At 72.6% G+C, this 25,284-nt stretch carries 21 protein-coding genes; 15 read left to right on the top strand and 6 right to left on the bottom strand.

Features of this window, described 5'->3' with window-relative positions; genetic code table 11:
• Positions 1 to 38: 38 nt before the first annotated feature.
• From zwf to tkt, 4 genes are all read right to left on the bottom strand, one after another.
• Positions 39 to 1,556, bottom strand: coding sequence for a glucose-6-phosphate dehydrogenase (gene zwf / locus RM425_RS18035; protein ID WP_311346603.1), 1,518 nt, complete (start codon positions 1,554 to 1,556; stop codon positions 39 to 41).
• 91 nt (positions 1,557 to 1,647) lie between these two features.
• Positions 1,648 to 3,264: a glucose-6-phosphate isomerase gene (locus tag RM425_RS18030; protein ID WP_311346602.1), complete on the bottom strand. Its 1,617-nt coding sequence runs from the start codon at positions 3,262 to 3,264 to the stop codon at positions 1,648 to 1,650.
• A gap of 73 nt (positions 3,265 to 3,337) precedes the next feature.
• A complete protein-coding gene (tal, locus tag RM425_RS18025; RefSeq protein WP_311346601.1) occupies positions 3,338 to 4,444 on the bottom strand; it encodes a transaldolase in 1,107 nt (368 codons plus the stop codon).
• Between the two features lie 68 nt (positions 4,445 to 4,512).
• Positions 4,513 to 6,750 carry a transketolase gene (gene tkt / locus RM425_RS18020; RefSeq protein WP_311346600.1) on the bottom strand — a complete coding sequence of 746 codons (2,238 nt, stop codon included), beginning with the start codon at positions 6,748 to 6,750 and terminating at the stop codon, positions 4,513 to 4,515.
• A gap of 337 nt (positions 6,751 to 7,087) precedes the next feature.
• Here tkt and RM425_RS18015 point away from each other — a divergent pair, with 337 nt between their 5' ends.
• Positions 7,088 to 8,035 carry a heme o synthase gene (locus tag RM425_RS18015; RefSeq protein WP_311346599.1) on the top strand — a complete coding sequence of 316 codons (948 nt, stop codon included), beginning with the start codon at positions 7,088 to 7,090 and terminating at the stop codon, positions 8,033 to 8,035.
• Between the two features lie 391 nt (positions 8,036 to 8,426).
• Here the strand turns inward: RM425_RS18015 and RM425_RS18010 are convergent, their stop codons facing one another.
• The gene (locus tag RM425_RS18010; RefSeq protein WP_311346598.1) at positions 8,427 to 9,371 is read right to left on the bottom strand and encodes a COX15/CtaA family protein; all 945 of its coding nucleotides are present in this window, start codon (positions 9,369 to 9,371) and stop codon (positions 8,427 to 8,429) included.
• 160 nt (positions 9,372 to 9,531) lie between these two features.
• Here RM425_RS18010 and RM425_RS18005 point away from each other — a divergent pair, with 160 nt between their 5' ends.
• The 9 genes from RM425_RS18005 (at position 9,532) to RM425_RS17965 (ending at position 17,878) form a co-directional block, all read left to right on the top strand.
• Positions 9,532 to 10,368, top strand: coding sequence for a helix-turn-helix transcriptional regulator (locus RM425_RS18005; protein ID WP_311346597.1), 837 nt, complete (start codon positions 9,532 to 9,534; stop codon positions 10,366 to 10,368).
• Positions 10,365 to 11,801, top strand: a complete 1,437-nt coding sequence (gene sufB / locus RM425_RS18000; protein ID WP_311346596.1) for a Fe-S cluster assembly protein SufB — start codon at positions 10,365 to 10,367, stop codon at positions 11,799 to 11,801. Before RM425_RS18005 ends, sufB begins: the two co-directional genes overlap by 4 nt.
• On the top strand, positions 11,801 to 13,117 hold the full coding sequence (gene sufD / locus RM425_RS17995; protein ID WP_311346595.1) for a Fe-S cluster assembly protein SufD: 1,317 nt from the start codon (positions 11,801 to 11,803) through the stop codon (positions 13,115 to 13,117). The genes sufB and sufD overlap by 1 nt, the downstream gene beginning before the upstream one ends.
• Positions 13,118 to 13,119: 2 nt before the next feature.
• Positions 13,120 to 13,488: a Rieske (2Fe-2S) protein gene (locus tag RM425_RS17990; RefSeq protein ID WP_311346594.1), complete on the top strand. Its 369-nt coding sequence runs from the start codon at positions 13,120 to 13,122 to the stop codon at positions 13,486 to 13,488.
• A gap of 13 nt (positions 13,489 to 13,501) precedes the next feature.
• Positions 13,502 to 14,290, top strand: a complete 789-nt coding sequence (gene sufC / locus RM425_RS17985; protein ID WP_311346593.1) for a Fe-S cluster assembly ATPase SufC — start codon at positions 13,502 to 13,504, stop codon at positions 14,288 to 14,290.
• Positions 14,287 to 15,594 (top strand): cysteine desulfurase, encoded by a 1,308-nt coding sequence (locus RM425_RS17980; protein ID WP_311346592.1) that lies wholly within the window; start codon positions 14,287 to 14,289, stop codon positions 15,592 to 15,594. Before sufC ends, RM425_RS17980 begins: the two co-directional genes overlap by 4 nt.
• Positions 15,595 to 15,607: 13 nt before the next feature.
• Positions 15,608 to 16,129, top strand: coding sequence for a Fe-S cluster assembly sulfur transfer protein SufU (sufU, locus tag RM425_RS17975; RefSeq protein WP_311346591.1), 522 nt, complete (start codon positions 15,608 to 15,610; stop codon positions 16,127 to 16,129).
• The gene (locus RM425_RS17970; protein ID WP_449495091.1) at positions 16,126 to 16,533 is read left to right on the top strand and encodes a metal-sulfur cluster assembly factor; all 408 of its coding nucleotides are present in this window, start codon (positions 16,126 to 16,128) and stop codon (positions 16,531 to 16,533) included. The genes sufU and RM425_RS17970 overlap by 4 nt, the downstream gene beginning before the upstream one ends.
• A 109-nt stretch (positions 16,534 to 16,642) precedes the next feature.
• Positions 16,643 to 17,878: an MFS transporter gene (locus RM425_RS17965; protein WP_311346590.1), complete on the top strand. Its 1,236-nt coding sequence runs from the start codon at positions 16,643 to 16,645 to the stop codon at positions 17,876 to 17,878.
• Between the two features lie 33 nt (positions 17,879 to 17,911).
• On the opposite strand, the gene RM425_RS17960 is transcribed toward RM425_RS17965, so the two are convergent.
• Positions 17,912 to 19,723, bottom strand: a complete 1,812-nt coding sequence (locus RM425_RS17960) for an SCO7613 C-terminal domain-containing membrane protein (RefSeq protein ID WP_311346589.1) — start codon at positions 19,721 to 19,723, stop codon at positions 17,912 to 17,914.
• Positions 19,724 to 19,995: 272 nt separating this feature from the next.
• Here RM425_RS17960 and RM425_RS17955 point away from each other — a divergent pair, with 272 nt between their 5' ends.
• The 5 genes from RM425_RS17955 to RM425_RS17935 all read left to right on the top strand — a co-directional run bounded on the left by RM425_RS17955 (position 19,996) and on the right by RM425_RS17935 (position 25,254).
• A complete protein-coding gene (locus RM425_RS17955) occupies positions 19,996 to 21,597 on the top strand; it encodes an ABC-F family ATP-binding cassette domain-containing protein (protein WP_311346588.1) in 1,602 nt (533 codons plus the stop codon).
• A gap of 151 nt (positions 21,598 to 21,748) precedes the next feature.
• Positions 21,749 to 21,979 carry a helix-turn-helix domain-containing protein gene (locus RM425_RS17950; protein ID WP_311346587.1) on the top strand — a complete coding sequence of 77 codons (231 nt, stop codon included), beginning with the start codon at positions 21,749 to 21,751 and terminating at the stop codon, positions 21,977 to 21,979.
• The gene (locus tag RM425_RS17945; RefSeq protein WP_311346586.1) at positions 21,976 to 22,755 is read left to right on the top strand and encodes an enoyl-CoA hydratase/isomerase family protein; all 780 of its coding nucleotides are present in this window, start codon (positions 21,976 to 21,978) and stop codon (positions 22,753 to 22,755) included. The genes RM425_RS17950 and RM425_RS17945 overlap by 4 nt, the downstream gene beginning before the upstream one ends.
• Before the next feature lie 124 nt (positions 22,756 to 22,879).
• The gene (locus tag RM425_RS17940) at positions 22,880 to 24,772 is read left to right on the top strand and encodes an ABC transporter ATP-binding protein (RefSeq protein WP_311346585.1); all 1,893 of its coding nucleotides are present in this window, start codon (positions 22,880 to 22,882) and stop codon (positions 24,770 to 24,772) included.
• Between the two features lie 17 nt (positions 24,773 to 24,789).
• On the top strand, positions 24,790 to 25,254 hold the full coding sequence (locus RM425_RS17935) for an SgcJ/EcaC family oxidoreductase (RefSeq protein ID WP_311346584.1): 465 nt from the start codon (positions 24,790 to 24,792) through the stop codon (positions 25,252 to 25,254).
• Positions 25,255 to 25,284 lie beyond the last annotated feature (30 nt).

Genomic DNA, 25,284 nt, shown 5'->3' with positions numbered 1-25,284 from the left:
CGTCTCCTCTGCTCGGGTGGGGCCGGACCATCCGCGGCTCATGGCCGCCGCCACTGACGGTCCTCGGCGGCCAGCATCTCGTCGGCCGCCCGGGGCCCCCATTCGCCGGCGCGGTAGGGGAAGGGTTCCGAGCCCGCCCAGAACTCCTCGAGCGGGTCGATCACCGCCCAGGAGGCCTCCACCTCGGCGTTGCGCGGGAACAGCGTGGCGTCGCCGAGGAGGACGTCGAGCAGCAGCCGCTCGTAGGCCTCGGGCGAGGACTCGGTGAACTGCTCGCCGTAGAGGAAGTCCATCGAGACGTCGCGGACCTCCATGACGCTGCCGGGCACCTTCGAACCGAACTTGAGGGTGATCCCCTCGTCCGGCTGCACCCGCACGACGAGCTGGTTGTTGCCCAGCTCCTCGGTGTCGGTGTCGGCGAAGGGCAGGTGCGGAGCCCGCTTGAACACCAGCGCGATCTCGGTGACCCGGCGGGGCAGCCGTTTGCCGGCGCGCAGGTAGAACGGCACCCCGGCCCAGCGGCGGGTCTCGACGCCGAGTCGGACGGCGGCGTAGGTCTCGGTGGTCGACGCGGGGTCGACGCCCTCCTCCTGCCGGTAGCCGTTGGCCCGCTCGCCGGCCAGCCAGCCGGGCTCGTACTGGCCGCGCACGGCGAAGGTCTGCAGGTCGTCGGGGAGCGAGATGGCGCGCAGCACCTTGAGCTTCTCGATCCGGATCTGCTCGGCGGAGAACTCGACCGGCTCCTCCATGGCCGTGAGCGCCAGCAGCTGCAGCAGGTGGTTCTGCAGCACGTCGCGGGCGGCGCCGGTCTCCTCGTAGAAGCCGGCGCGCCCGCCGATGCCGACGTCCTCGGCCATGGTGATCTGCACCGAGTCGACGTGGTGGCCGTTCCAGACCGGCTCGAAGAGGCTGTTGGCGAACCGCAGCGCCATCAGGTTCTGGACGGTCTCCTTGCCCAGGTAGTGGTCGATGCGGAAGACGTCGTCGGCACCGAAGACCGAGTCGACGAGCTGGTTGAGCTCGCGGCTGGACGCCAGGTCCGTGCCGAAGGGCTTCTCGACCACCACCCGCCGCCAGCGCTCGGGCGTGCTGTCGGCCATACCGGTGCGCTGCATCTGCTTGAGCACGGTCGGGAACATCGCCGGCGGGATGGAGAGGTAGAAGGCCGCGTTGCCGCCGATGCCGTGGCTGCCCTCCAGGTCGGTCAGCGCGCCGGCCAGCTCGTCGAAGGCGTCGTCGTCGTCGAACGAGCCCTGGACGAAGTGCACGCTGGCGGCCAGCCGTTCCCACACCTCCTCGCGCCACGGCGTCCGCGCGTTCTTGCGTGCCGCGTCCCGGGCGAGCTCGGCGAACTCCGTGTCGCCCCAGTCGCGGCGGGCGAAGCCCAGCAGCGCGAAGTTGGTGGGCAACAGCCCTCGGTTGGCCAGGTCGTACACGGCCGGCAGCAGCTTCTTGCGGGCGAGGTCGCCGGTGATGCCGAAGACCACGAGGGCGCAGGGCTCCGGCACCCGGGGCAGGCGCCGGTCCCTCGGGTCACGCAGCGGGTTGGCGATCATCGGGAGCCGCGAATCGGGGGGAGAGCCATGGTCCGTCCTCGGGATCGGCGGGGGGCGTGGCCGCGCGGGATGCCGGCAGCTGCTGGGCGCCTCAGGCGAGGGCCGCGAGGAGCTGGCCGATGCCGGCGGTCCGATCGGTCAGGTGCAGGTGCAGCAGGGGCCGCTTCCGGTCGGCGAGGGCCTTGCGGTCGCCGCCGGCCTGCGCGGCCTGCAGCCCGCCGAACGTGTAGGGCCGGTCGGGGATGGAGAGGTCGTCGGCGACGGCCCCGGTGATCTGCAGGAAGGCGCCGGTCTGCGGGCCGCCCTTGTGGTACTGGCCGGTCGAGTGCAGGAAACGCGGGCCCCAGCCGAAGGTGACGGCGCGATCGGTGCGGGCGGCCAGCGCGGAGCGCAGGTCGGCGGCGCGCGCGTCGGCGAACCGGTCCAGGTAGGCCATCACGGCCAGGTAGCCCTGCTCCGGGACGGCGGACAGCAGGGCGTCCAGCGCCAGCGAGACGCCGTCCAGCGCGCTCAGGTCCACGCCGTCCAGCACGCCGCTGCTGCCGCGCACCTCGACGGCGCCGATCGTGGCGGCGGGCTGCTCGTCCGGGAGGCCCGAGTCGAGGATGGCCCGGGTGTTCTCCTTGCTCTCGGTCACGTTGGGCTGGTCGAAGGGGTTGATGCCCAGCACCCGGCCGGCCACCGCGGTGGCGTACTCCCACCCGAGGAACTGGGCGCCCAGCGGCCCCCGGACCGCCAGCGAGGGCGACGCCGCCGGCGTGTCGGTGCCCGCCACGGCCAGCAGCGTGTCCGGGCCGGTGCTGCCCGCTGCGGTCGCCGACTCGAGGACGACGGGCAGGATGCCGCGGCCCTCCTTGCCGGTGGACTCGGCGACGAGCTGCTCGGCCCAGTCGCCGAAGCCCTCGATCGCGGTGCCGGTGCCGGTGCCCGGCTCGGCGTCGGCCAGGGCCAGCTTGTCGCGCCCCTGCACCGCGGCGGCGCCGAGCACGACCCCCAGCTCGAAGGCGGGGTTGCCGGCCTGAGCCAGGTGCTCGGCCAGCTCCTCCGCCTCGTCCAGCATCGGCCCGACGTCGGCACCCGCCAGGGCGGAGGGCACCAGCCCGAACGCGGACAGCGCGCTGTAGCGCCCACCGACGGTCGGGTCGGCGAGGAAGACGGCACGGGCACCCATGGCGGCGGCCGTGTCCGCGAGCGGCGACCCGGGATCGGTGACGACGACGAAGCGCGCCCCGACCTGCGAGGCGTCCAGCCCCACCGCGGCGAACGCGGACTCGAAGATGCGCCGGTGGCTGTCGGTCTCGACGGTGCCGCCGGACTTCGAGCTGACCACGACGACGGTGCGCTCGAGCTCGGTGACGGCCGCGGCGACCTGGCCGGGGTCGGTGGTGTCCAGGACGACGAGCGGCACGCCGGCGGTCCGGCAGATCACCTCGGGCGCGAGCGAGGAGCCGCCCATGCCGCAGAGCACGACCCGGTCGAGCCCCTCGGATCGCAGCTCGTCGCGCAGCTCGGCCAGCTGCTCGACCAGGGAGCGCGACGAGGAGGGCAGGTCGAGCCAGCCCAGCCGGATCGCCGCCTCGCTCTCGGCGTCCGGCCCCCAGAGCGTCGCGTCCTTGCGGGCCAGTCGTGCGGCGACGTCGTCGGCGGTGAGCCGGCTCCGCACGTCCTCCGGGACGTCCAGTCCCCGGACGCTGACCTCCAGGGTCACGCTGCCTCCCCGCTGGCGCTCGTCGGCGGCGTTCGCCGAGGTGCTGTGTCCAGAAGTGAACCCGCGAGCTCGCTCACTTCTTGTCCTCCAGCTGGGTGCGGACCGACTCGGTGAGCTCGTCCCAGGAGTCGACGAACTTCTGGATGCCCTCGACCTCGAGGACCCGGAAGACGTCGTCGAGGTCCACGCCGGCGTCCTTCACCGACTGCATGACCGCCGTCGCGTCCTCGTAGGCCTTCTGCACCGGGGTGCCCGGGCTGCCGTGGTCGGCGTAGGCCATCAGGGTCTTCTCCGGCATGGTGTTGACCGTGCCGGGGGCGATCAGCTCGCTGATGTAGAGCGTGTCGGGCAGGTCGGGGTTCTTCACGCCGGTCGAGGCCCACAGCGGCCGCTGCGGGCGCGCCCCCTTGGCCTCGAGCGCCTTCCAGCGGTCGGAGGAGAAGACCTCCTCGTAGGCCTGGTAGGCCAGCTGGGCGTTGGCGACCCCGGCCTTGCTCTTCAGCGAGGCGTCGGCGCCCACCGCGTCCAGCCGCTTGTCGATCTCGGTGTCCACGCGGGACACGAAGAACGACGCGACCGACGCGATGCCGGACAGGTCGGCCTCCGGCTCGTCGGCCAGCCGCTGCTCGAGGCCGGACAGGTAGGCGTCCATGACCTTGCGGTAGCGCTCCGGGCTGAAGATCAGCGTGACGTTGACGCTGATGCCGCGGGAGATCGACGTCTGGATGGCGGGCAGGCCCGCCTCGGTGGCCGGGATCTTGATGAACAGGTTCGGCCGGTCGACCAGCCACCACAGGTGGGCCGCCTCGGCCGCGGTGGCGTCGGTGTCGTTCGCCAGGCCGGGGGCGACCTCGAGGGAGACCCGCCCGTCACCGGGCTGCCGCTCGGCGACCGGCGCGAGCAGGTCGCAGGCGTCCCGGACGTCGGCGGCGGTGATGGTGCGCAGCGCCTCCTCGACGGTCACCTCCCGCACGGCCATGGCGTGCAGCTGGTCGTCGTAGGACTCCGACCCGCTGATCGCCGCGGCGAAGATGGTCGGGTTGGTGGTCACGCCGACGACCGAGTGCTCGTCCACCAGCGCCTGGAGGTTGCCGCTGCGGATGCGGTCGCGGGAGAGGTCGTCGAGCCAGACCGCGACTCCGGCCGAGCTCAGGTCTGCAAGGTTCTCGTTCTGTGCCATGGCGGGTGCCTTTCGGTCTGGGGGTGGCCCCGGTGCGGAGCCCGTCCGGGCGGCACCGGGGCCGTGGATCAGCGGTCGCCGGTGGGGTGGGGGAGGCCTCCGGTGGCTGCAACCGGGCCGGCCGGCACAGCGTTCCCGGAGGCGGCGGCCGCAATGCTCTCGCGGGCCGCGGTGACGACCGCCTCGTCGGTGAGGCCGAACTTCTCGTACAGCACCGAGTAGGCGGCACTGGCCCCGTAGTGCGTCAGGCCGACGATCCGGCCCGCGTCACCCACGAACTCGCGCCAGCCCATCGGCACGCCGGCCTCGACGCTGACCCGGGCGCGGACCGAGGGCGGGAGCACCTCGTCCTTGTAGGCCTGGTCCTGCTCGGCGAACCACTCGACGCACGGCACCGAGACGACCCGGGTCGGGACGCCGTCGGCCTCCAGCCGCTCCCGGGCGGCGACGGCGATCTGCACCTCCGACCCGGTGCCCATCAGGATCACCTCGGGGGTGCCGCTGGATGCCTCGGCCAGCACGTACGCGCCACGGGCGGTGCCCTCGGCCGAGCCGAGCTCGCCGCGGTCGAACACCGGCAGGTTCTGCCGCGACAGCAGCAGACCCGCGGGGCGGTCGTTGTTCTCCAGCACGGTGCGCCAGGCGACCGCCACCTCGTTGGCGTCCGCCGGGCGGACGACGTCCAGGCCGGGGATGGCCCGCAGCGCGGCGAAGTGCTCGATCGGCTGGTGGGTCGGGCCGTCCTCGCCGAGGCCGATCGAGTCGTGGGTCCACACGTAGGTGACCGGCAGCTGCATGAGCGCGGCCAGCCGGACCGCGCCGCGCATGTAGTCGGAGAACGTGAGGAACGTGCCGCCGTAGACGCGGGTGCCGCCGTGCAGCGCGATGCCGTTCATGACCGCGCCCATGGCGTGCTCGCGGACACCGAAGTGCAGCGTGCGGCCGTAGGGCCCACCGCTCCACATCTTGGTCTGGCGGCTGGCGGGCAGGAACGACGGCTCGCCCTTCACCGCGGTGTTGTTGCTCTCCGCCAGGTCCGCGGAACCGCCCCAGAGCTCGGGGACCACCGGGTACAGGGCGGCGAGCACCTCGCCGGAGGCCTTGCGGGTGGCGACGCCCTTGGGATCGGCGTCCCAGCTCGGCAGCTTCTCCGCCCAGCCCTCGGGCAGGGTGCGGGTGGTCATCCGCTCCAGCAGCGCGGCGCCGTCCGGGTTGCCCTGCTTCCAGGCGTCGAACTGCTCCTGCCAGGCGGCGTGCGCCTCGCGGCCCCGGTCGACGACCTTGCGCGCGTGCTCGATGACCCCGGGGGCGACGTCGAAGGACGTCTCCGGGTCCAGCCCGAGGACCTCCTTGGTCGCCTTGACCTCGTCCTCGCCGAGGGCCGAGCCGTGGGCCGCGCCGGTGTTCTGCTTGTTGGGCGACGGCCAGCCGATGATCGTGCGCAGCACGATGATGGACGGGCGCTGGGTCTCGGCCTTGGCGGCGGCGAACGCGGCGTCCAGGGCGGCGAGGTCCTCGCCGTCGTCGACGTGCTGCACGTGCCAGCCGTAGGCCTCGTAGCGCTTGCCGACGTCCTCGGTGAAGGCGACGTTCGTGTCGTCCTCGATGGAGATCTCGTTGTCGTCGTAGACGAGCACCAGGTTGCCCAGCTGCTGCGTGCCGGCCAGGGACGACGCCTCGGCGCTCACGCCCTCCTCGAGGTCACCGTCGGAGCAGAAGGCCCAGATGGTGTGGTCGAACAGGCTCTGGCCCTCGGGGGCGTCGGGGTCGAACAGCCCGCGCTCGCGGCGCGCGGCCATCGCCATGCCGACGGCGTTGCCGACGCCCTGGCCCAACGGGCCGGTCGTCGTCTCGACGCCGGGGGTGTGGTTGACCTCCGGGTGGCCCGGGGTCTGCGAGCCCCAGGTGCGGAGCGCCTTGAGGTCGTCGAGCTCCATGCCGTAGCCGGAGAGGTACAGCTGCACGTACAGCGTCAGGCTCGAGTGCCCCATGGAGAGCACGAACCGGTCGCGGGCGACCCAGTTCGGGTCGCTGGGGTCGTGGCGGAGCCACTTCTGGAAGAGCAGGTAGGCCGTCGGCGCCATGCTCATGGCGGTGCCGGGGTGGCCGTTGCCGGCCTTCTGCACCGCGTCCATCGCCAGCACGCGGGCGGTGTCGATCGCCGCGCGGTCGAGGTCGCCGAAGCCCTCGGGAAGGGTCGGCGTGGGCTGGGTGGGAGAGCCGGTCGGCGCGTCCGTCGCGGCCTCGGCAGGAGCCTCGGGTGCGGTGCTCTGGGTGTGGGCCGTGTTCGTGCTGTCCGGTGCCATCGTGGCTCGGTGCTCCCTCGGGTCGGGGCCTGGCGGGCCGCCCGGGGAAGAACTGCGTCCGGGCGGACGACGTGCGCGGCAGCGACGGGCCGCCGGTTCCTGGGTCCGTTCCCGGTCCGGGAGCACGTCGTCGTCGACTCGGCCCTACCCGCTGCACGAGCAGCATCAACGTGATCAAGCCTAGTCGTGCGGAACCCGAGCCGCGCCCAGGGAGGAGGCCCCTGCGGGCTACAGTGGCCTGCGTTCCCAATCCCCGGCTCGGAGTAGGCCCCCTCGTGCTCGTCCACTGGGCTGCAGTGCCCCGATGCCCGCTCGCCGCCGCGGTCGGGGGATACCGGTGACGGCGCTGTCCGAGCGTGCGGCTCCGGCCCACCGGGGCGCCCGGATCTCCGGTCGCACCGCCGTCGTGCGGAGCCGCCTGCTCGCCTACGTCGGGCTGACCAAGCCCCGGATCATCGAGCTGCTGCTGGTGACGACGGTGCCGGCGATGATGCTCGCCGCGCGCGGCTGGCCGTCGTTCGCGCTGCTGCTGTCGACCCTGGTCGGCGGCACCCTCGCCGCGGGCGCGGCGAACGTCTTCAACTGCTACTTCGACCGCGACATCGACCGGTTGATGCAGCGCACCCAGAAGCGTCCGCTGGTCACCGGCGAGGTCACGCCGCGGGCCGCGCTGGTCTTCGGCTTCGTCCTCACGATCAGCTCGATCGCGCTGCTGGCCGCGACCACCACGCTGCTGGCGGCGGCGCTGGCGGCGGGGGCGATCTTCTACTACGCCGTCCTCTACACGATGGTGTTCAAGCGGCACACCCGCCGCAGCACCGAGTGGGGTGGGGTGCCAGGCGCGGCACCGGTGCTCATCGGCTGGGCCGCCGTCACCGGCTCGCTGGACTGGCCGGCCGTCGTGGTGTTCGCCGTCGTCTTCTGCTGGCAGATGCCGCACTTCTGGGCGCTGGCGCTGCGCTTCAAGGACGACTACGCCCGGGCCGACGTCCCGATGCTCCCGGTGGTGACCAGCGCGCTGTCGGTCGGCCGCCAGTCGGTGGCCTGGGCCTACGCGACGGTCGCGGTCTCCCTGCTGCTGTGGCCGGTGGCCACCGACTACGGCATCGGCCTGGGCTACACGGTGCCCGCGGTCCTCCTCGGCGCCTGGTTCGTCGTGGAGTCCCACCGCCTGCTCGCCCGCATCAAGCGCGGGGGCGACATCCGGTCGATGTCGTTGTTCCACGTCTCGATCTCGTACCTGTCGCTGCTGATGGTCGCGATCATCGTCGACGCCATCGTGTGATCTGTCGTCCTCCGGACGACGCCGCGGCCAGGTGCCGTCCCCCAGCTGCCACGAGCGCGTCCACGCACGTCCCGCCGGGAGGCCTCCGGTCCCCGCGTCGCGACGGCGTCCTCGCGGGGCGCCTCCCGTCAGCAGGTGGTGGCGGTCGGCTGGTCCGGCACGACGAGGACGACGCCTGGCCGGCCTGGGCGGACGCGCGCAGCGCCGACGAGAAGGTCACCGCCGGGCGCTGGGAGTCACCCGACGGATCGGTCGCCGTCGTCCTCGTCTGGCACGCCTAGGCAGCACCATCTGCGGGCAAGTCGGCCCTCCAGGGCCCCGTCGGAGGCCAATTGCCCGGAAGTCGGGCTCAGCGGACGGCGAGTGGGCCGGCTGGCACGGTCCGGCGGGGTCAGCGGCTGGCGACGGCGGGCTGTGCGGGGGTGTCCAGCGGCACGTCGGACGCCGGCCCGCGGGCGGACCAGACGAGCCGTGCGGTGAACGCGGTGATCAGCACCGCGCCCAGCATGTGCAGCAGCACCAGGGCGACCGGCAGCTCGGTGAAGTACTGCACGTAGCCGACGACCCCCTGGGCCAGCTGGACGACCAGCAGGTCGCGGGCGGCCCGGCGGACCCGGTCGGGGGCGTCGGTCGCGTGCAGCGCGACCAGCAGGGCGATGGTCAGCCCGAGCAGCAGGAACACCGCGTCGGCGTGCAGCTGGCTGACCAGCTCCGGGTCGAAGCCCATGCGGACCGGTGCGGCGTCGGGATCGTCGGGCACGTCCCCGCTGTGCGGTCCGCTGCCCGTGACGACCGTGCCGATGGCCAGCACGACGGCCGTGGTCGCGGCGATGCCCCAGACCAGCAGCACGAACGGACGGCGGAGCAGCGGCCGGCCCACGCCCGGTTCGCGCGAGCGGAGCCACAGCGTCGTGGCGAGCGCCACCAGGACGGCGGAGACGAGGAAGTGCGCAGCCACCGTCCACGGATTGAGGCCGGTGAGCACCGTGACGCCGCCGAGCGCCGCCTGCGCGGGGATGCCCAGGAACGTCACCACAGCCAGCGCGCGCAGGTCGCGGCGTGGGGAGCGCCACACGGCCACCAGGGTGGCGATGGCGACCGCGGCGAGCACGAAGGTGAGCAGGCGGTTACCGAACTCGATGAGGCCGTGACCGGCCATCTCCGGCGTCGTCACGAAGCTGTCGTCGGTGCAGCGCGGCCACGTCGGGCAGCCCAGCCCCGAGCCGGTCAGGCGGACCAGTCCGCCGGTGACGACGATCAGTCCGTTGGCGACCGCGTTGGCCAGCGCGAGGCGCGAGACGGTCGCGGGGGAGAAGGAGGTGGGCAGGACCGGCACGCCCCGATGCTAGAAGGACCGGCCTGCCCCCGTCGCTCGCAGGCTCGCGCCGGGCCCCTGCAGGCAGGCCGACGTGAGGCTTGTCACGAGCGGGCCGCCGGGAGGCACTTCTTAGGTGGACCTTGCTTGCAGGCCTCCTGATTTAGGACACACTCGTGTTGTGGAAAGCGCCGTGGCACCCCCGCGTTCGTCGGCTCCGGCCGACGACGGGCGTACCCGCGACCGCGTCAGCGCCCTGCTGCTGGAGCACGGCCCGCAGACCGCCTCCGAGCTCGCGGCCCGGCTCGGCATCTCGCCGGCCGCCGTCCGCCGGCACCTGGACTCCCTCGTGGCCGCCGGCCGCATCGAGGAGCGCGTCGCCGGGCGGGCGGGGTCCGGTGGGCACCGCGGTCGTGGCCGCCCGGCCCGCCGCTTCCACCTCACCGACGCCGGCCGCTCGGCCTTCCCGCACGCCTACGACGACCTGGCGCTGACCGCGCTCCGGTACGTCGCCGCCTCCGGTGGTCCCGACGCCGTCCGCGCGGTCGCCGAGCAGCAGCTCGCCGGGCTCGAGGCCCGCGCGTCCAGCGCCGTCGAAGGCGCGGTGCGCGCCGCCGGCGGAGCGCCGGTGGACCGGGCCCAGGCCCTGGCCGCCGCGCTCACGGCCGAGGGCTACGCTGCCACGGCCTCGGCGATCTCCGGCGGGGGGCAGCTCTGCCAGCACCACTGCCCGGTGGCGCACGTGGCCGCGGAGTTCCCCCAGCTGTGCGAGGCCGAGACCGCGGTGATCGGCCGGCTCGTGGGCACCCACGTGCAGCGGCTGGCCACGATCGCCCACGGCGACGGGATCTGCACCACCCACCTCCCTGGACCACTGCGCCCGGGGAACAGAACGGCCCTCGCACGCCCTGTACCTGGTGAGCGATCAGCGCCCTCCGGCGCGCGCACCAGCCAGTCCAGCAATGCCAGCCAGTCCAGCAATGCCCTCGAGATCGACCGGGAGAGGACGCCCGCATGACCAGCACCCAGCAGCCGGCTACGCCGCTGACGCAGGACGAGCAGATCGAGCAGCTCGGCCGGTACGAGTACGGCTGGGCCGACGCCGACGTCGCCGGTGCCTCGGCCCGTCGCGGGGTCGACGAGGACGTCGTCGCCGACATCTCCCGTCGCAAGAGCGAGCCCGAGTGGATGCTCGAGCGCCGTCTCAAGGCCCTCAAGCTCTTCGGCCGCAAGCCCATGCCCGACTGGGGCTCGGATCTCTCCGGCATCGACTTCCAGAACATCAAGTACTTCGTGCGGTCCACCGAGGCGCAGGCCGCCTCGTGGGAGGACCTGCCCGACGACATCAAGAACACCTACGACCGCCTGGGCATCCCGGAGGCGGAGAAGCAGCGCCTGGTTTCCGGCGTCGCCGCCCAGTACGAGTCCGAGGTCGTCTACCACCAGATCCAGAAGGAGCTCGAGGACCAGGGCGTCATCTTCCTGGACACCGACTCGGCCCTGAAGGAGCACCCGGAGATCTTCCAGGAGTACTTCGGCTCGGTGATCCCGTCCGGCGACAACAAGTTCGCCGCGCTGAACACCGCCGTGTGGTCGGGTGGCTCCTTCATCTACGTGCCTCCGGGCGTGCACGTCGAGATCCCGCTGCAGGCCTACTTCCGGATCAACACCGAGAACATGGGCCAGTTCGAGCGGACGCTGATCATCGTCGACGAGGGCGCCTACGTGCACTACGTCGAGGGCTGCACCGCGCCGATCTACAAGAGCGACTCGCTGCACTCCGCCGTCGTCGAGATCATCGTCAAGAAGAACGCCCGCTGCCGGTACACGACCATCCAGAACTGGTCGAACAACGTCTACAACCTGGTCACCAAGCGGGCCGTGGCCCACGAGGGCGCGACCATGGAGTGGGTCGACGGCAACCTCGGCTCCAAGGTGACGATGAAGTACCCGGCCGTCTGGATGACCGGCGAGCACGCCAAGGGTGAGGTCCTCTCGATCGCGTTCGCGGGCGAGGGCCAGCACCAGGACGCCGGCGCCAAGATGGTGCACGCCGCGCCGCACACCTCCTCGACCATCGTGTCGAAGTCGGTGGCCCGCGGCGGTGGCCGCACCTCCTACCGCGGCCTGGTCCAGGTCGACGAGGGCGCCTACGGCTCGAAGTCGACCGTGAAGTGCGACGCCCTGCTGGTCGACACGATCAGCCGGTCGGACACCTACCCCTACGTCGACGTCCGCGAGGACGACGTCTCCATGGGCCACGAGGCGACGGTCTCCCGCGTCAGCGACGACCAGCTCTTCTACCTGATGAGCCGCGGCCTCTCCGAGGACGAGGCCATGGCCATGGTGGTCCGCGGGTTCGTCGAGCCGATCGCCCGCGAGCTGCCCATGGAGTACGCCCTCGAGCTCAACCGGCTCATCGAGCTGCAGATGGAAGGTGCCGTCGGCTGATGTCGACCGAGAACGCCAGCACGACCGACCTCACGACCCAGCCGGCCACCCTTGCCTCGGAGCTGTTCGCTCCGGGCGTGGGTGCGCAGGCGGGCCCCCCGACCACCCCGGCGTCGGACACCGGCAGCGCCGGCAACGCGTCGCCCGGTGCGCACTCGCACGGTGGACCGACCCCGACCGGCTCGCCGCCGGAACGGCTCAAGTCCACCGACCCGGACGTCTTCGGCGTCCCGACCGGGCGCGAGGAGACGTGGCGCTTCACGCCCATGAAGCGGATCAAGCCGCTCCTGGACGGCGCAGCCTCCGACGCGCACCTCACCTGGACGACCGACCTCCCCGAGGGCGTCGAGCTGACCAGCGTGGAGGCCGGTGACCCGCTGATCAAGGGGCTGCCCGAGCCCGTGGACCGGCTGGCCGCCCTCACCCGCCAGCGGGCCGACGGTGCCGCCGTCGTCCGCATCGCGAAGGAGGCTCAGCTCGACCGCCCGGTCACCCTGGGCCTGGCCGGCACCGGCGGCGACGACGTCGTCTGGGGCCAGCTGGTGATCGAGGTGGGCGCCTTCGCCAAGGCGACCGTCGTCCTCGACCACACCGGTTCCGCGAAGTACTCCGGGGGCGTCACCGTGCTCGCCGGCGACGGCGCGCAGGTCACCCTCGTCTCGGTCCAGGACTGGGCGCCCGGTTCAGTGCACGGCGGCCAGTACGACGTCGTCGTCGGCCGCGACGCCACGTACAAGCAGGTCGTGGTCACCCTCGGCGGCGACCTCGTGCGCTTGGTCAGCAACGTGCAGTACGCCGGGACCGGCGGCCGCGCGGATCTCTTCGGCGTCTACTTCTCCGACGAGACCCAGCACCAGGAGCACCGGCTCTGGGTCGACCACGCCGTGCCGAACTGCACCAGCAACGTGCTCTACAAGGGTGCGCTGCAGGGCGAGGGCGCGCGCTCGGTCTGGATCGGTGACGTCCGCATCCGCCCGGCGGCGACCGGCACCGAGACCTACGAGCTCAACCGCAACCTGGTGCTCACCGACGGCGCCCGCGCCGACTCGGTGCCGAACCTGGAGATCGAGACCGGCGAGATCGTCAGCGCCGGCCACGCCAGCGCGACCGGCCGGTTCGACGACGAGCAGCTGTTCTACCTCTGCTCGCGCGGCATCGACGCCGAGACCGCCCGCCGTCTGGTCGTGCGCGGCTTCTTTGCCGACGTGGTCCAGAACATCGGGATCGACGCGCTCCAGGACCGCCTGATGGGCACCATCGAGACCCGCCTCGGCGCGCTGCCGGGTCTCGAGGACCAGCCGGTCGAGGTCGCCTGACCATGGCTTTCGAACGCGTCTGCGCGCTGTCCGACGTCCCCGAGAACGGCGCCCTGCGGGTCGAGCTCGCGGACGTCGACATCGCCGTCGTCCGTTTCGAGGGTCAGCTGTACGCCCTCGAGGACAAGTGCTCGCACGCCGACGTCCCGCTGAGCGAGGGGGACGTCGAGCTGCTCGGCGGCGCCCCGACCATCGAGTGCTTCCTGCACGGCTCGTGCTTCGACCTGCGCACGGGCGAGCCCACCAACCTGCCGGCGACCGAGCCGGTCGACGTCTACCCGGTCCGCGTGGAAGGGGAGGACGTGCTCGTCGACACCGAAGCTGACGCTTCGGCGAGCGCAGTCCAGCCTTCCCGCGCGGCCGGCAACTGAGGAGCGAGAAGAAGTGTCCGTTCTGGAGATCCGCGACCTGCACGTCTCGGTCGGCGAGGGTGACGACGCCAAGGAGATCCTCCGCGGCGTCGACCTGACCGTCCGGTCGGGCGAGACCCACGCGATCATGGGCCCCAACGGGTCGGGCAAGTCCACGCTGGCCTACTCGATCGCCGGCCACCCCAAGTACACCGTCACCGGCGGCACCGTGACCCTCGACGGCGAGGACGTCCTCGCGATGAGCGTCGACGAGCGCGCCCGCGCCGGGCTGTTCCTGGCGATGCAGTACCCGGTGGAGGTCCCCGGCGTCTCGGTGTCGAACTTCCTGCGCACCGCGGCCACCGCGATCAAGGGCGAGGCCCCCAAGCTGCGCACCTGGGTCAAGGACGTCAAGAGCGAGATGGAGCTGCTCGAGATGGACTCGGCCTTCGCCGAGCGCAACGTCAACGAGGGCTTCTCCGGTGGCGAGAAGAAGCGCCACGAGATCCTGCAGATGCGCCTGCTGAAGCCGGCCATCGCGATCCTCGACGAGACCGACTCCGGTCTGGACGTCGACGCGCTGCGGGTCGTCTCCGAGGGCGTGAACCGCACCCGCGAGGAGGGCGAGATCGGCGTCCTGCTGATCACCCACTACACGCGGATCCTGCGCTACATCAAGCCCGACTTCGTGCACGTCTTCGTCGCCGGCAAGGTCGTCGCCGAGGGCGGCGCCGAACTCGCGGACAAGCTGGAGAACGAGGGCTACGCCGCCTACGTCAAGGACTCCAACGAGCTGGCCGCCGCGGAGGGCGCGAGCGCATGACCCAGACCGTCTCGCGTCCTGTCGGGGCGCACGAGCCGCTGCCGCTGGACATCGAGGCGATCCGGGCGGACTTCCCGATCCTGACGCGCACCGTCCGGGACGGGAAGCGCCTGGTGTACCTGGACTCCGGCGCCACGTCGCAGAAGCCCCGCAGCGTCCTCGACGCCGAGCGGTGGTTCTACGAGAACGTCAACGCCGCCCCGCACCGTGGCGCCCACGCGCTCGCCGAGGAGGCGACGGGGGCCTACGAGGCCGCCCGCGCCACCATCGGCGGGTTCATCGGCGCCCCGGACCGGGAGATCGTCTTCACGCGCAACACCACCGAAGCGATCAACCTGGTGGCCTACGCCCTCTCCAACGCCGCGACGGCGAAGGAGGAGGAACTCCGCACCTACGCCGTCGGCCAGGGTGACGAGATCGTGGTCACCGAGATGGAGCACCACGCCAACCTGGTGCCCTGGCAGCAGCTGTGCGAGCGCACCGGGGCGACCCTGCGCTGGCTGGGGCTGACCGACGACGGCCGGCTGGACCTGTCCGACCTGACGTCGGTGGTCAACGAGCGCACGAAGCTCGTCGCGGTCACCCAGCAGTCGAACATCCTCGGCACGATCAACCCGCTGGGCGAGATCATCGCCCGCGCCCACGAGGTCGGTGCCCTGGTGCTGGTCGACGGCGCCCAGTCGGTGCCGCACCAGACCGTCGACGTCACCGAGCTGGACGCGGACTTCCTGGTGTTCTCCGGCCACAAGATGCTGGGGCCCACGGGCGTCGGCGTGCTCTGGGGCCGCTACGAGGTGCTCGACAAGCTGCCGCCGTTCCTCACCGGCGGTTCGATGATCGAGGTCGTGCGGATGGAGGCCTCCACCTTCGCCGCGCCGCCGCAGCGCTTCGAGGCCGGCGTCCCGATGACCGCGCAGGTCATCGGTCTCGCAGCGGCCGTGGAGTACCTGCAGGGCCTGGGCATGGACCGCGTCGAGGAGCACGAGAAGGCGCTCACCGGCTATGCGCTGGAGAAGCTCGCCGAGATCCCCGGCGTCACCGTGGTCGGCCCGCCCGACACCGTGGCCCGCGGGGGAGCGATCTCCTTCACCGTCGAGGGCATCCACCCGCACGACGTCGGCCAGGTCCTCGACGACCACGGCATCGCCGTGCGCGTCGGGCACCACTGCGCCTGGCCGGTCGTGCGCCGCTACGGCGTGCCGGCCACCACGCGGGCCACCTTCTACGTGCACACCGGCTACGACGACATCGACGCCCTGGCGGACGGAATTCGCGCGGCCCAGAAGTTCTTCGGAACGGTGTGAGGTCGATCCGCTGATGCAGCTCGAGTCGATGTACCAGGAGATCATCCTGGATCACTACAAGAACCCGCACGGGCGAGGTCTCCGCGAGCCCTTCCAGGCCGAGGTGCACCACGTCAATCCCACCTGCGGCGACGAGGTGACGCTGCGGCTGAGCCTCGAGGACGAGACCGTCGCCGACGTCTCCTACGAGGGCATGGGCTGCTCGATCAGCCAGGCCTCGATCTCGGCCATGTACGACCTCGTCGTCGGCAAGAACGTGCACGAGGCCCTCGCCACCGGCGAGGACTTCATGACGCTGATGCAGGCCAAGGGCGACCCGGCCGTGGCCGAGAAGCTCGAGGACAGCCTGGAGGACGCCGTCGCGTTCGCCGGTGTCTCGAAGTACCCGGCCCGGATCAAGTGTGCGCTGATGAGCTGGATGGCGTTGAAGGACGCCTCCGCCCGGGCACTGTCCGCGACCGCAGCGCCCGCCACCGCCCCCACCGCCGCTCCGCGAGCCACCCACCCCACCGCCCCGACCGGAGGAACACCGTGAGCGAGAGCAGCACCGAGAACGCCACCCCGGCCACCGACGGTGCGCCGGGTGACATGCCCGTCGGCAAGACGGCGCTGCTGGAGGACCTCGAGGAGGCCATGCGCGACGTGGTCGACCCCGAGCTGGGCGTGAACGTCGTCGACCTCGGGCTGGTCTACGGCCTGGACGTCGACGACAGCAACGCCGATGCCAGCGTCGCCATCATCGACATGACCCTGACCTCGGCGGCCTGCCCGCTGACCGACGTCATCGAGGACCAGGCCCGCCAGGCGCTGACCGGCGGCCCCGGCCCCGGGCTCGTGGACGACATCCGGATCAACTGGGTCTGGATGCCGCCGTGGGGCCCCGACAAGATCACCGACGACGGCCGCGAGCAGCTCCGCGCCCTCGGCTTCCGGGTGTAGCAGGAACGAGCGTCACCGTCTCGGGGGCGGACATCCCGACCACCGGGATGTCCGCCCCCGGGCGTTTCGTCGTCCCGGGCTCGTGCTCCGCATCTGGTTGACTGCGGGCGTGCCGAGCCGGGGCGTGCTGGCCTATCCGGCGTTCGTGCGCATGTGGTTCTCCGACACGGCCTCGTCGCTGGGTGCGTTCACTTTCGGCCTGGCCCTGCAGTTGCTCCTGATCGAAACCCTGTCCGCGGATCAGGCGGCTATCGGATTCGTACGGTCGGCGCAGTGGCTGCCCGCCTTGGCGGTCGGTCTGCTCGCCGGAGTGCTCATCGACCGGGTGCGCCGTCGGCCGGTCCTCATCGCCGCCGACGCCGTGACTGCTCTCGCTGCGGGGGCCATCGGAGCCCTGGCACTGACCGGGCTACTGACGGTCCCCGTTCTGGCTGCCCTGGTGGCCCTCGTTGGGGCAGCGTCGATGTTCTATCACGCCGCTCACCAGTCCTACCTGCCGCGGCTGGTACCGATGGAGCTGCTGCCAGTCGCCAATGCGCGCATCGAGCAGACCGCGACGGCGGCCGAGGCGATCGGCCCGCTGGTGGGGGGCGTCCTGATCAAGCTCTCGTCCGCCCCCGTCGCCATCCTGTTCACCGCGGCCAGCAGAGCCGCGTCCGCTGCGCTCCTGGCCTCGATCCGGGTCGAGGAGCCCGCACCCCAGCGACAGCCGGACCGACATCTGTGGCGCGAACTGAAGCAAGGTGGGTCCTGGGTGTACCGCCACCGGACCCTCGCCCGGTACGCCGTGTCTCTGCACCTGTGGTTCTTGTCCAACTCCGCGATCATGACGGTCTTCGTCTTCCACGCGACGGAGGTGCTCGGCCTGGACGCGCTCACGGTCGGCCTGGTGCTCTCGTGCGCGGGCGTGAGCGGCGTCATCGGCGCCGGCCTGGCGCCGCGCGCCGCCGAGCGGTTCAGCGTGGGGCCGGTCTGCGTGGTCGCCATGTGGTTGCACCCGGTGGCGTTCCTGTTCCTCCTGTTCGCCCCGCCCGGCTTCGCCGGTGCGGCCTTGCTGGTGGTCGGGCAGTTGGTCAACGGGCTGGGCGCCGGGCTCAAGGGTCCGCTCGACCTGAGCTACCGCAACGCGGTGACCCCCGACCGGCTGCGCGCCCGGATGAACGGGACCATCCGAGCGTTCAACTGGGGCTCGATCGCCGTAGCCGCGCCGCTGGCCGGTCTGACGGCGACGATGTATGGCAACCGCCCGGTCATCGCTGTCGGCATCGCGGGGCTCGTGGCTGCGGCGCTGGTCCTCAGCCTCTCGCCCTTTCGTAGCGCCCGGATGCCGGCGGCCTACGCCTGATCGACAGCGGCGGGGTGCTCCAGGCCCTCCGGATCAGCGTAGGTCGGCGAGGCGGACGGCGAAGCCGGCAACGGGACGGCGCTCCTTGCGGGCGCCCACCGCCAGCAGCACGCCGCCCACGACCAGCGCCGTCCCTACCGGCCAGGGCAGCGTCTGCGCCGCCAGCCCGACGGCCACCGCGAGCGCCGACCCGGCGCCGACCGCCAGTGGCGCCCGCAGTGCGCGGCGTCCGCCGGCCACGAGCAGGACCGCGGCGGCCAGCAGCACAGCGACCGTCCGCGGGGCGTCCGACGCGACGACCGCGAGCACGGTCGAAGGCACTGCGGCCACGAGAAGACCGGGCCCCCACGTCGCCCAGGTGCTGCCGCGGAGCAGTCCGGGTCCGGACGCGAGCAGCAGACCGGCCGCCGCCGGCAGGGACCAGGCCTCGATCGCGCGGGCGTCGATCGCTGCCGCGAGCACCCAGGCGGCTCCGACGAGCTGGACGGCGCCCACCCGCCATGCGCCCCGCGACAGCTCGGCGTCGTCGGCCGTGGGCTGCGTCGTCCAGATGCGCCAGGCCCAGGCCAGCGTGCACACCCCCTGCACGGCGAGCACTGCCCCGAGCGCCCACGCCTCGTCCCGCGGGAGGAGCAGCAGGACGGCGGCGACGGCGCACCCTCCGGCGGCCACGGCTGTCGGGCGCCGGGATGCGGTGTCCAGTCCGGCCCCGGCGGCCATCGCGCCGGAGTAGACCATGGTCAGCGTCACCGCGGCGGAGGTGGGCGAGAGCACTCCGTCGGGGACGGCGAGCAGCACCGCGCCCGCCAGGCAGCCGACGGCCACCGGCACGGACAGCGGCCGGTCGTCGGGCTGTCGCACGGCCACCCACACCGTCGGGACGGCGGTCAGCAGCAGCAGCAGCGCGAACGCCGTCCACTGCCGGTCGGCGAGCAGCCGGCCGACGCTCAGCGCCGTCATGACCACGCCGGTGGCGAGCGCGAGCGGCAGGACGAGTCCCCGCCGCCAACCGCTCAGGTAGGCCGCGGCCAGGGTGGCCAGCAGGACACCGGCGTACCCGGTGAGGGTCACGGCGGCCGTCCCGAGGAAGGAGCACGCGCCGGTGACGGCCGCACCGGCGACGACGCCGGCCAGCACGGGAGCCGCCCGCGGCGGCCCGGTCAGGGGTTCGAGCACCTCCCGCAACCGCGTCACCACCAGGCCGAGGCCCGCGACGACCACGAGGACGGCCGAGAGGTATCGCTCGGCCGCCGGACCGGTCCAGGCGGTCGCGGTCCCGCTCACCACGCCGGCCATCCACCACGGTGCGGTGGTCAGCAGCGCGGCGCGGGCGACCCAGCGTCGCGCGAACAACGCGATCCCGAGTCCGGCCAGCGCGACGCCGAGGTGGACCAGCGTGCGCAGCTCCGCCGGTACGCCGTCCAGCCCTCGGAGCACGGCGAGTTGGGCGGCGAGCCAGGACGCCAGCGGCCACGCCGCGGTGCTCGGTGCCACGCGGTGCAGGACGAGGAAGACGATCGCGAGGGCGGCGGTCGCGCCGACGCCGCCCAGCGCGCTCCCGCCGAGACCTCCGACACCGCTGGCGCTGACCGCGAGACCGGTCGCGCTGGCGGCCAGCACCTCCTGGGAACTCCGCAGCCGGGCTCGTGCGGCCCGGAGCGCGAACCCGGTCGCGACGGCAGCCAGGGCGAGCAGCAACGTCCGCGCAGGGCCGCCCCCGTACGCGGAGGCCACCACGGCACCGGCGCTGACCAGGAGGACCGCGCCGACACCGAGCAGCACCTGCGGGGGCCGGGCCCGGTAGGGCAGGGGAGGGGGCGGTGCCGTGGCGACCGGTTGCTGCATGACCGCCTCCTTCCCGTCCCCCGAGGCGTCCTCACCGTAGGGCGGGGCGCCCGGACGGGCACCCCGGTCGCCGCCGCCGCGGCCGCCCCGACTTCGGGGAAGCAGGCCCTCCAGGACCGCAGGCAGGGCCACCTACCCCGCAGGTGCGGTGTGCTCGAGCACCCGGGACCGGACGGGGCGCCCCTCCGCGGAACACGCCCGGGCGGGGATGCCGCCGATGTCACCCCGGGAACGTGGGGGTGATCGCACGCCGAGCGCCTACCCTGGGTTCAGTGATAACGACGACCGGCCTCGAGCTCCGTGCCGGCGCCCGCATCCTCATCAGCGAAGCCAACCTGCGCGTCCAGCCGGGTGACCGCATCGGCCTGGTCGGGCGCAACGGCGCCGGCAAGACCACCACCCTCACCACGCTCGCCGGTGAGCGCGTCCCGCACGCCGGCACGGTGGAGATCAGCGGTGAGCTGGGCTACCTGCCGCAGGACCCGCGCAGCGGCGACCTCGACATCACCGCCAGCGACCGCGTGCTGTCCGGGCGCGGCCTCGACGTGATCCGCAACCAGCTCGTCAAGGCCCAGGTCGCGATGGCAGAGCCGGCCGACGACGCGGAGCAGGACAAGGCCGTGCGCCGCTACGGCAACCTCGAGGACCAGTTCGCTGCCCTGGGCGGGTACGCCGCGGAGAGCGACGCCGCCCGCATCTGCACCAACCTCGGCCTGCCCGACCGGGTGCTGTCCCAGCCGCTGCGCACGCTGTCCGGTGGCCAGCGCCGCCGCGTGGAGCTGGCCCGCATCCTCTTCTCCGACGCCGAGACGCTGCTGCTCGACGAGCCGACCAACCACCTGGACGCCGACTCGATCACCTGGCTGCGCGGCTTCCTGACCAGCCACCGCGGCGGGCTCATCGTGATCAGCCACGACGTCGAGCTGCTCGAGGCCGTCGTCAACAAGGTGTGGCACCTGGACGCCAACCGCGCCACCGTCGACATCTACAACCTCGGCTGGAAGCGCTACCTCGACCAGCGCGAGACCGACGAGCGCCGTCGCAAGCAGGAGCGGGCCAACACCGAGCGCAAGATCGACACGCTCAACGCCCAGGCCGACAAGATGCGCGCCAAGGCCACCAAGGCCAAGGCCGCCAAGAGCATGGACAAGCGCGCCGAGCGGCTGGCCGCGGGCCTGGCCGACGTGCGCGTGGCCGACAAGGTCGCCAAGCTGCGCTTCCCGACGCCGGCAGCGTGCGGCAAGACGCCGCTGTTCGCCGAGGGGCTGTCCAAGAGCTACGGCTCGCTGGAGATCTTCACCGACGTCGACCTGGCCGTGGACCGGGGGACGCGGGTCGTCGTCCTCGGGCTCAACGGCGCCGGGAAGACGACGCTGCTGCGGATGCTGGCCGGCACCGAGCTGCCCGACACCGGCGAGGTCAAGGCCGGGCACGGGCTGCGCGTGGGCTACTACGCCCAGGAGCACGAGACGATCGACATGGACCGCTCGCTGCTGGAGGTCATGCGGTCCGCGGCGCCGGACAGCACCGACACCGAGCTCCGGCGCATCCTCGGCGCGTTCCTCTTCACCGGCGAGACCGTCGACCAGCGCGCCGGCACACTCTCCGGTGGCGAGCGGACCCGGCTGGCCATGGCCACCCTGGTCGTCTCCGGCGCCAACGTGCTGCTCCTGGACGAGCCGACGAACAACCTGGACCCCGCCAGCCGGGAGCAGGTGCTCGAGGCGCTGCGCACCTACACCGGCGCGATCGTGCTGGTCACCCACGACGAGGGCGCCGTCCGGGCCCTGAACCCGGACAAGGTGATCCTGCTGCCCGACGGCACCGAGGACGCCTGGAGCGAGGACCTCGCCGACCTGGTCGAGCTGGCCTGATCTCTCACGTGGCCGGTGGCCGGTCACTGGGTGATCATGGGTTGCCAGGGGCCGTGGTCAGCGGGACGGCGGCGCCACAGGGACAGCCACCAACCGGGCATGCGCGCGTCGCCTCGACGCGTTCGGCCGGCGGCTGACACGGAGGAGAGCCATGGCCGACTCGAGCACTGCCGACCTGGGCAAGGGCAAGCGGATCACCGGCGGCGACCGGAGCACGCTCGCCGACGAACTGCGCAAGCGCTACGACGAGGGCGAGAGCATCCGCTCGCTGGCGGAGTCGACCAAGCGCTCCTACGGCTTCGTCCACCGGCTGCTCTCCGAGTCCGGAGCCACCCTGCGCAGCCGCGGTGGGGCCAACCGGAACAGCAGCAAGAAGGCGTGAGCGAAGCCGACGCCCCCGACGGTTTCGTCCGCACCGCCCAGGACGGCGCCGTCCTCACCGTCACCCTCGACCGGCCCGAGCAGCTCAACGCCCAGACCCCGGCGACGTGGTCGGCGCTGGCGGCGGTCGGCGCGGCGCTGGACGACAGCGTGCGCGTGGTCGTCCTGCGCGGGGAGGGGCGGTCGTTCTCCGCGGGCCTGGACCGCAGCATGTTCAGCCCGGAGCCGGGGACGGCGGGTGGCCTGGGAGACCTCGGACGACGGCCGTCCGGCGAGGCCGAGGAGCAGATCCGCGAGTACCAGGCCGGGTTCCGCTGGCTCCGGAAGCCCGGCATCGTCTCGATCGCCGCCGTCCAGGGGCACGCCATCGGCGCCGGCTGCCAGCTGGCACTCGCCTGCGATCTCCGGGTGCTCGCCGAGGACGCGCAGCTCCGGCTGCCCGAGCCGACGCTGGGCCTGGTGCCCGACCTGACCGGCACCAGCACCCTCGTCGAGCTGGTCGGCTACTCGCGGGCCATGGAGATCTGCCTGACCGGCCGCCCGGTCAGTGCCGCCGAGGCCCTCGCCATGGGGCTGGCCAATGCCGTCGTCCCCCGCGAGCAGCTGGACGACGCGGTCGCGCAGCTGACCGCGGCGCTCCTGGCCCCGCCGGCGGGCGCGAGCCGGGCGACCGCCGCCCTGGTGCGCTCGGCCGTGCGCAACGACCCCGAGACCCAGGACGCCGCCGAGCGGTCGGCGCAGGTGCTGCGGCTGCAGGAGCTCGCCGGCAGGCGCTGACCGTCAGGGTCATCCGCCAGGATCGGGCGGATGACCGGCCCCGGCCCGCACGGAACAGCGTCCGGCCGGCCGGTGTTGGCCCGAGGGCCGGTGCCCGGATCGGCGCGCCAGAGGAGGTTGGTCCATGAACCCGAACATGACCTCCATGGCGGCGATGCGGTCATTCCGCCGCGACCCGTCGGTGGTCGGGCGCAAGCTGCCACCGGGCACCGTCCGCCGGATCCTCGGCGTCGCCCAGCCCTACCGGCGCGACCTCGGCTTCTTCCTGGGCCTGGTGGTCGGCTCGTCGCTGATCGGCGTGATCACCCCGCTGCTCGCGGGCAACATCGTCAACCGGATCGCCTCGCTCGAGGGGACCGCGGGCGACATCGTGCGCATCGCGCTGTTCATCGCGGCTCTCGCCGTCGTCGACGCCGCCATCTCGCTGGGCACCCGCTGGTACTCCGCGCGCATCGGCGAGGGCGTCATCTACGACCTGCGCAGCACGGTGTTCGCGCACGTGCAGCGCATGCCGGTCGCGTTCTTCACCCGCACGCAGACCGGGGCGCTGGTCAGCCGGCTGAACAACGACGTCGTCGGCGCTCAGCAGGCCTTCACCTCGACGCTGTCGGGCGTCGTCTCCAACGTCATCGGCCTGGTGCTCACCGCGGCCGTCATGCTCACGCTGTCCTGGCAGATCACCCTGCTGTCGCTGGTCCTGGTGCCGCTGTTCGTGCTGCCTGCCCGGCGCATCGGCGCGCGGCTGCAGGACATCACCCGGGAGTCCTACGAGCTCAACGCGTCGATGAACGCGACGATGACCGAGCGGTTCAACGTCGCCGGCGCGCTGCTGGTCAAGCTGTTCGGCCGGCCCGAGGCGGAGGAGCGGTCCTTCAGCGGCCGCGCGGCCCGGGTGCGGGACATCGGCGTGCTGTCGGCCATGTACGGCCGCTTCTTCTTCACCGCGCTGACGCTCGTGGCGGCGCTGGCGACCGCCCTGGTCTACGGGCTCGGCGGGTACCTCGCGTTCACCGGCTCGCTCAGCCCCGGCGACGTCGTCGCGCTGGCCCTGCTGCTCTCCCGGCTCTACGGCCCGCTCACCGCCCTGGCCAACGTCCGGGTCGACGTCATGAGCGCGATGGTGAGCTTCGACCGGGTCTTCGAGGTGCTCGACCTGCCGCCGATGATCCGCGAGGCCGACGACGCCGTCCCGGTGCCCACCGACGACCGGTCGATCGAGTTCGACTCGGTCTCCTTCAGCTATCCGGCGGCCGAAGACGTGTCGTTGCCGTCACTGGAAGAAGTGTCGCTGCCCGAGCACGGCGGCCCGGTGGACGTGCTGCACGACGTCTCCTTCCGGGTCGAGCCGGGCGCGCTGGTCGCGCTCGTGGGCCACTCCGGCGCCGGCAAGTCGACGATCGCCAGCCTGGTGTCCCGGCTGTACGACGTCACCGGCGGTGCGGTCCTGGTCGGTGGCGTCGACGTGCGCTCGGCGACGCTGGCGTCACTGCGCGACGCCATCGGGGTGGTCAGCCAGGATGCGCACCTGTTCCACGACACGATGCGCAACAACCTGCTCTACGCCCGCCCCGAGGCCACCGAGGAGCAGCTGTGGGCAGCGCTGGACGGGGCGCACATCGCCGATCTCGTGCGGACGCTGCCCGACGGCCTGGACACGGTCGTCGGCGACCGCGGGCACCGGCTCTCGGGTGGTGAGAAGCAACGGCTGGCGATCGCCCGAGTGCTGCTCAAGGCGCCGGGCATCGTGATCCTGGACGAGGCGACGGCGCACCTGGACAGCGAGTCCGAGGCCGCCGTCCAGCGGGCGCTGGACGCCGCCCTGGCCGGCCGCACGTCCCTGGTCATCGCGCACCGGCTGTCGACCGTGCGGAGCGCCGACCAGATCCTCGTGGTCGACGGCGGTCGCATCGTGGAGTCGGGCACGCACACGGAGTTGCTGGCGCTCGGTGGGCGGTATGCCGACCTGCACCGCACCCAGTTCGCCGACGGCGAGGCCCGGACGGTCGGCGCGACCTGACCACTACCGTCACACCCGTGACATCCGCGCATCCGTCCGACGCCCAGATCCGTTCCCTCTACGCCGCCTACCTCGACGGCTGGAACCGGCGCAGCGGGGCGGCGGTGGCGGCCTGCTTCGCCGACGACGGCGACATCGTCGGCTACGACGGGACCCACCACCACGGGCGGCTGGCCATCGCAGCCGACCTCCGGCAGATCTTCGGCAGCCACCAGACCGCCTCCTACGTCGCGGTCATCCGCTCGGTCCGCGCCGCCGCGCCCGGGGTGGCGGTGCTCCTCGCGCACGCCGGGATGATCCCGCCGGGCGGCAACGACGTGGAGCCCCAGTTCCACACCGTGCACACGGTGGTCGCGGTCGAGGAGGGGTCAGGTCGCTGGCGGATCCAGCTGCTGCAGGCGACGCCGGCCGCGTGGCACCAGCACCCGGAGGCGCGCGACGCCCTGACCGGGGAGCTGCGCGGCCTGCTGGCGCCGCAGTGAGTGGACCAATCCGCGGGCGCGAACGGGGAG

This window comes from Blastococcus goldschmidtiae (genome assembly GCF_031845325.1).
In the GTDB taxonomy this organism is placed as follows: domain Bacteria; phylum Actinomycetota; class Actinomycetes; order Mycobacteriales; family Geodermatophilaceae; genus Blastococcus; species Blastococcus goldschmidtiae.
The sequence above is the reverse complement of the archived record's forward strand: the minus strand, read 5'-3'. Positions and strand labels throughout refer to the sequence as shown.

Excerpts from the sequence above, each read along its gene's own strand:
- RM425_RS17960 (WP_311346589.1), bottom strand. The coding sequence starts at position 19,723 with ATGCAGCAACCGGTCGCCACGGCACCGCCCCCTCCCCTGCCCTACCGG.
- RM425_RS17990 (WP_311346594.1), top strand. The coding sequence starts at position 13,120 with ATGGCTTTCGAACGCGTCTGCGCGCTGTCCGACGTCCCCGAGAACGGC.
- RM425_RS17950 (WP_311346587.1), top strand. The coding sequence starts at position 21,749 with ATGGCCGACTCGAGCACTGCCGACCTGGGCAAGGGCAAGCGGATCACC.
- sufB (WP_311346596.1), top strand. The coding sequence starts at position 10,365 with ATGACCAGCACCCAGCAGCCGGCTACGCCGCTGACGCAGGACGAGCAG.
- zwf (WP_311346603.1), bottom strand. The coding sequence starts at position 1,556 with ATGATCGCCAACCCGCTGCGTGACCCGAGGGACCGGCGCCTGCCCCGG.
- tal (WP_311346601.1), bottom strand. The coding sequence starts at position 4,444 with ATGGCACAGAACGAGAACCTTGCAGACCTGAGCTCGGCCGGAGTCGCG.
- RM425_RS17940 (WP_311346585.1), top strand. The coding sequence starts at position 22,880 with ATGAACCCGAACATGACCTCCATGGCGGCGATGCGGTCATTCCGCCGC.
- sufD (WP_311346595.1), top strand. The coding sequence starts at position 11,801 with ATGTCGACCGAGAACGCCAGCACGACCGACCTCACGACCCAGCCGGCC.
- tkt (WP_311346600.1), bottom strand. The coding sequence starts at position 6,750 with ATGGCACCGGACAGCACGAACACGGCCCACACCCAGAGCACCGCACCC.
- sufU (WP_311346591.1), top strand. The coding sequence starts at position 15,608 with ATGCAGCTCGAGTCGATGTACCAGGAGATCATCCTGGATCACTACAAG.
- RM425_RS17980 (WP_311346592.1), top strand. The coding sequence starts at position 14,287 with ATGACCCAGACCGTCTCGCGTCCTGTCGGGGCGCACGAGCCGCTGCCG.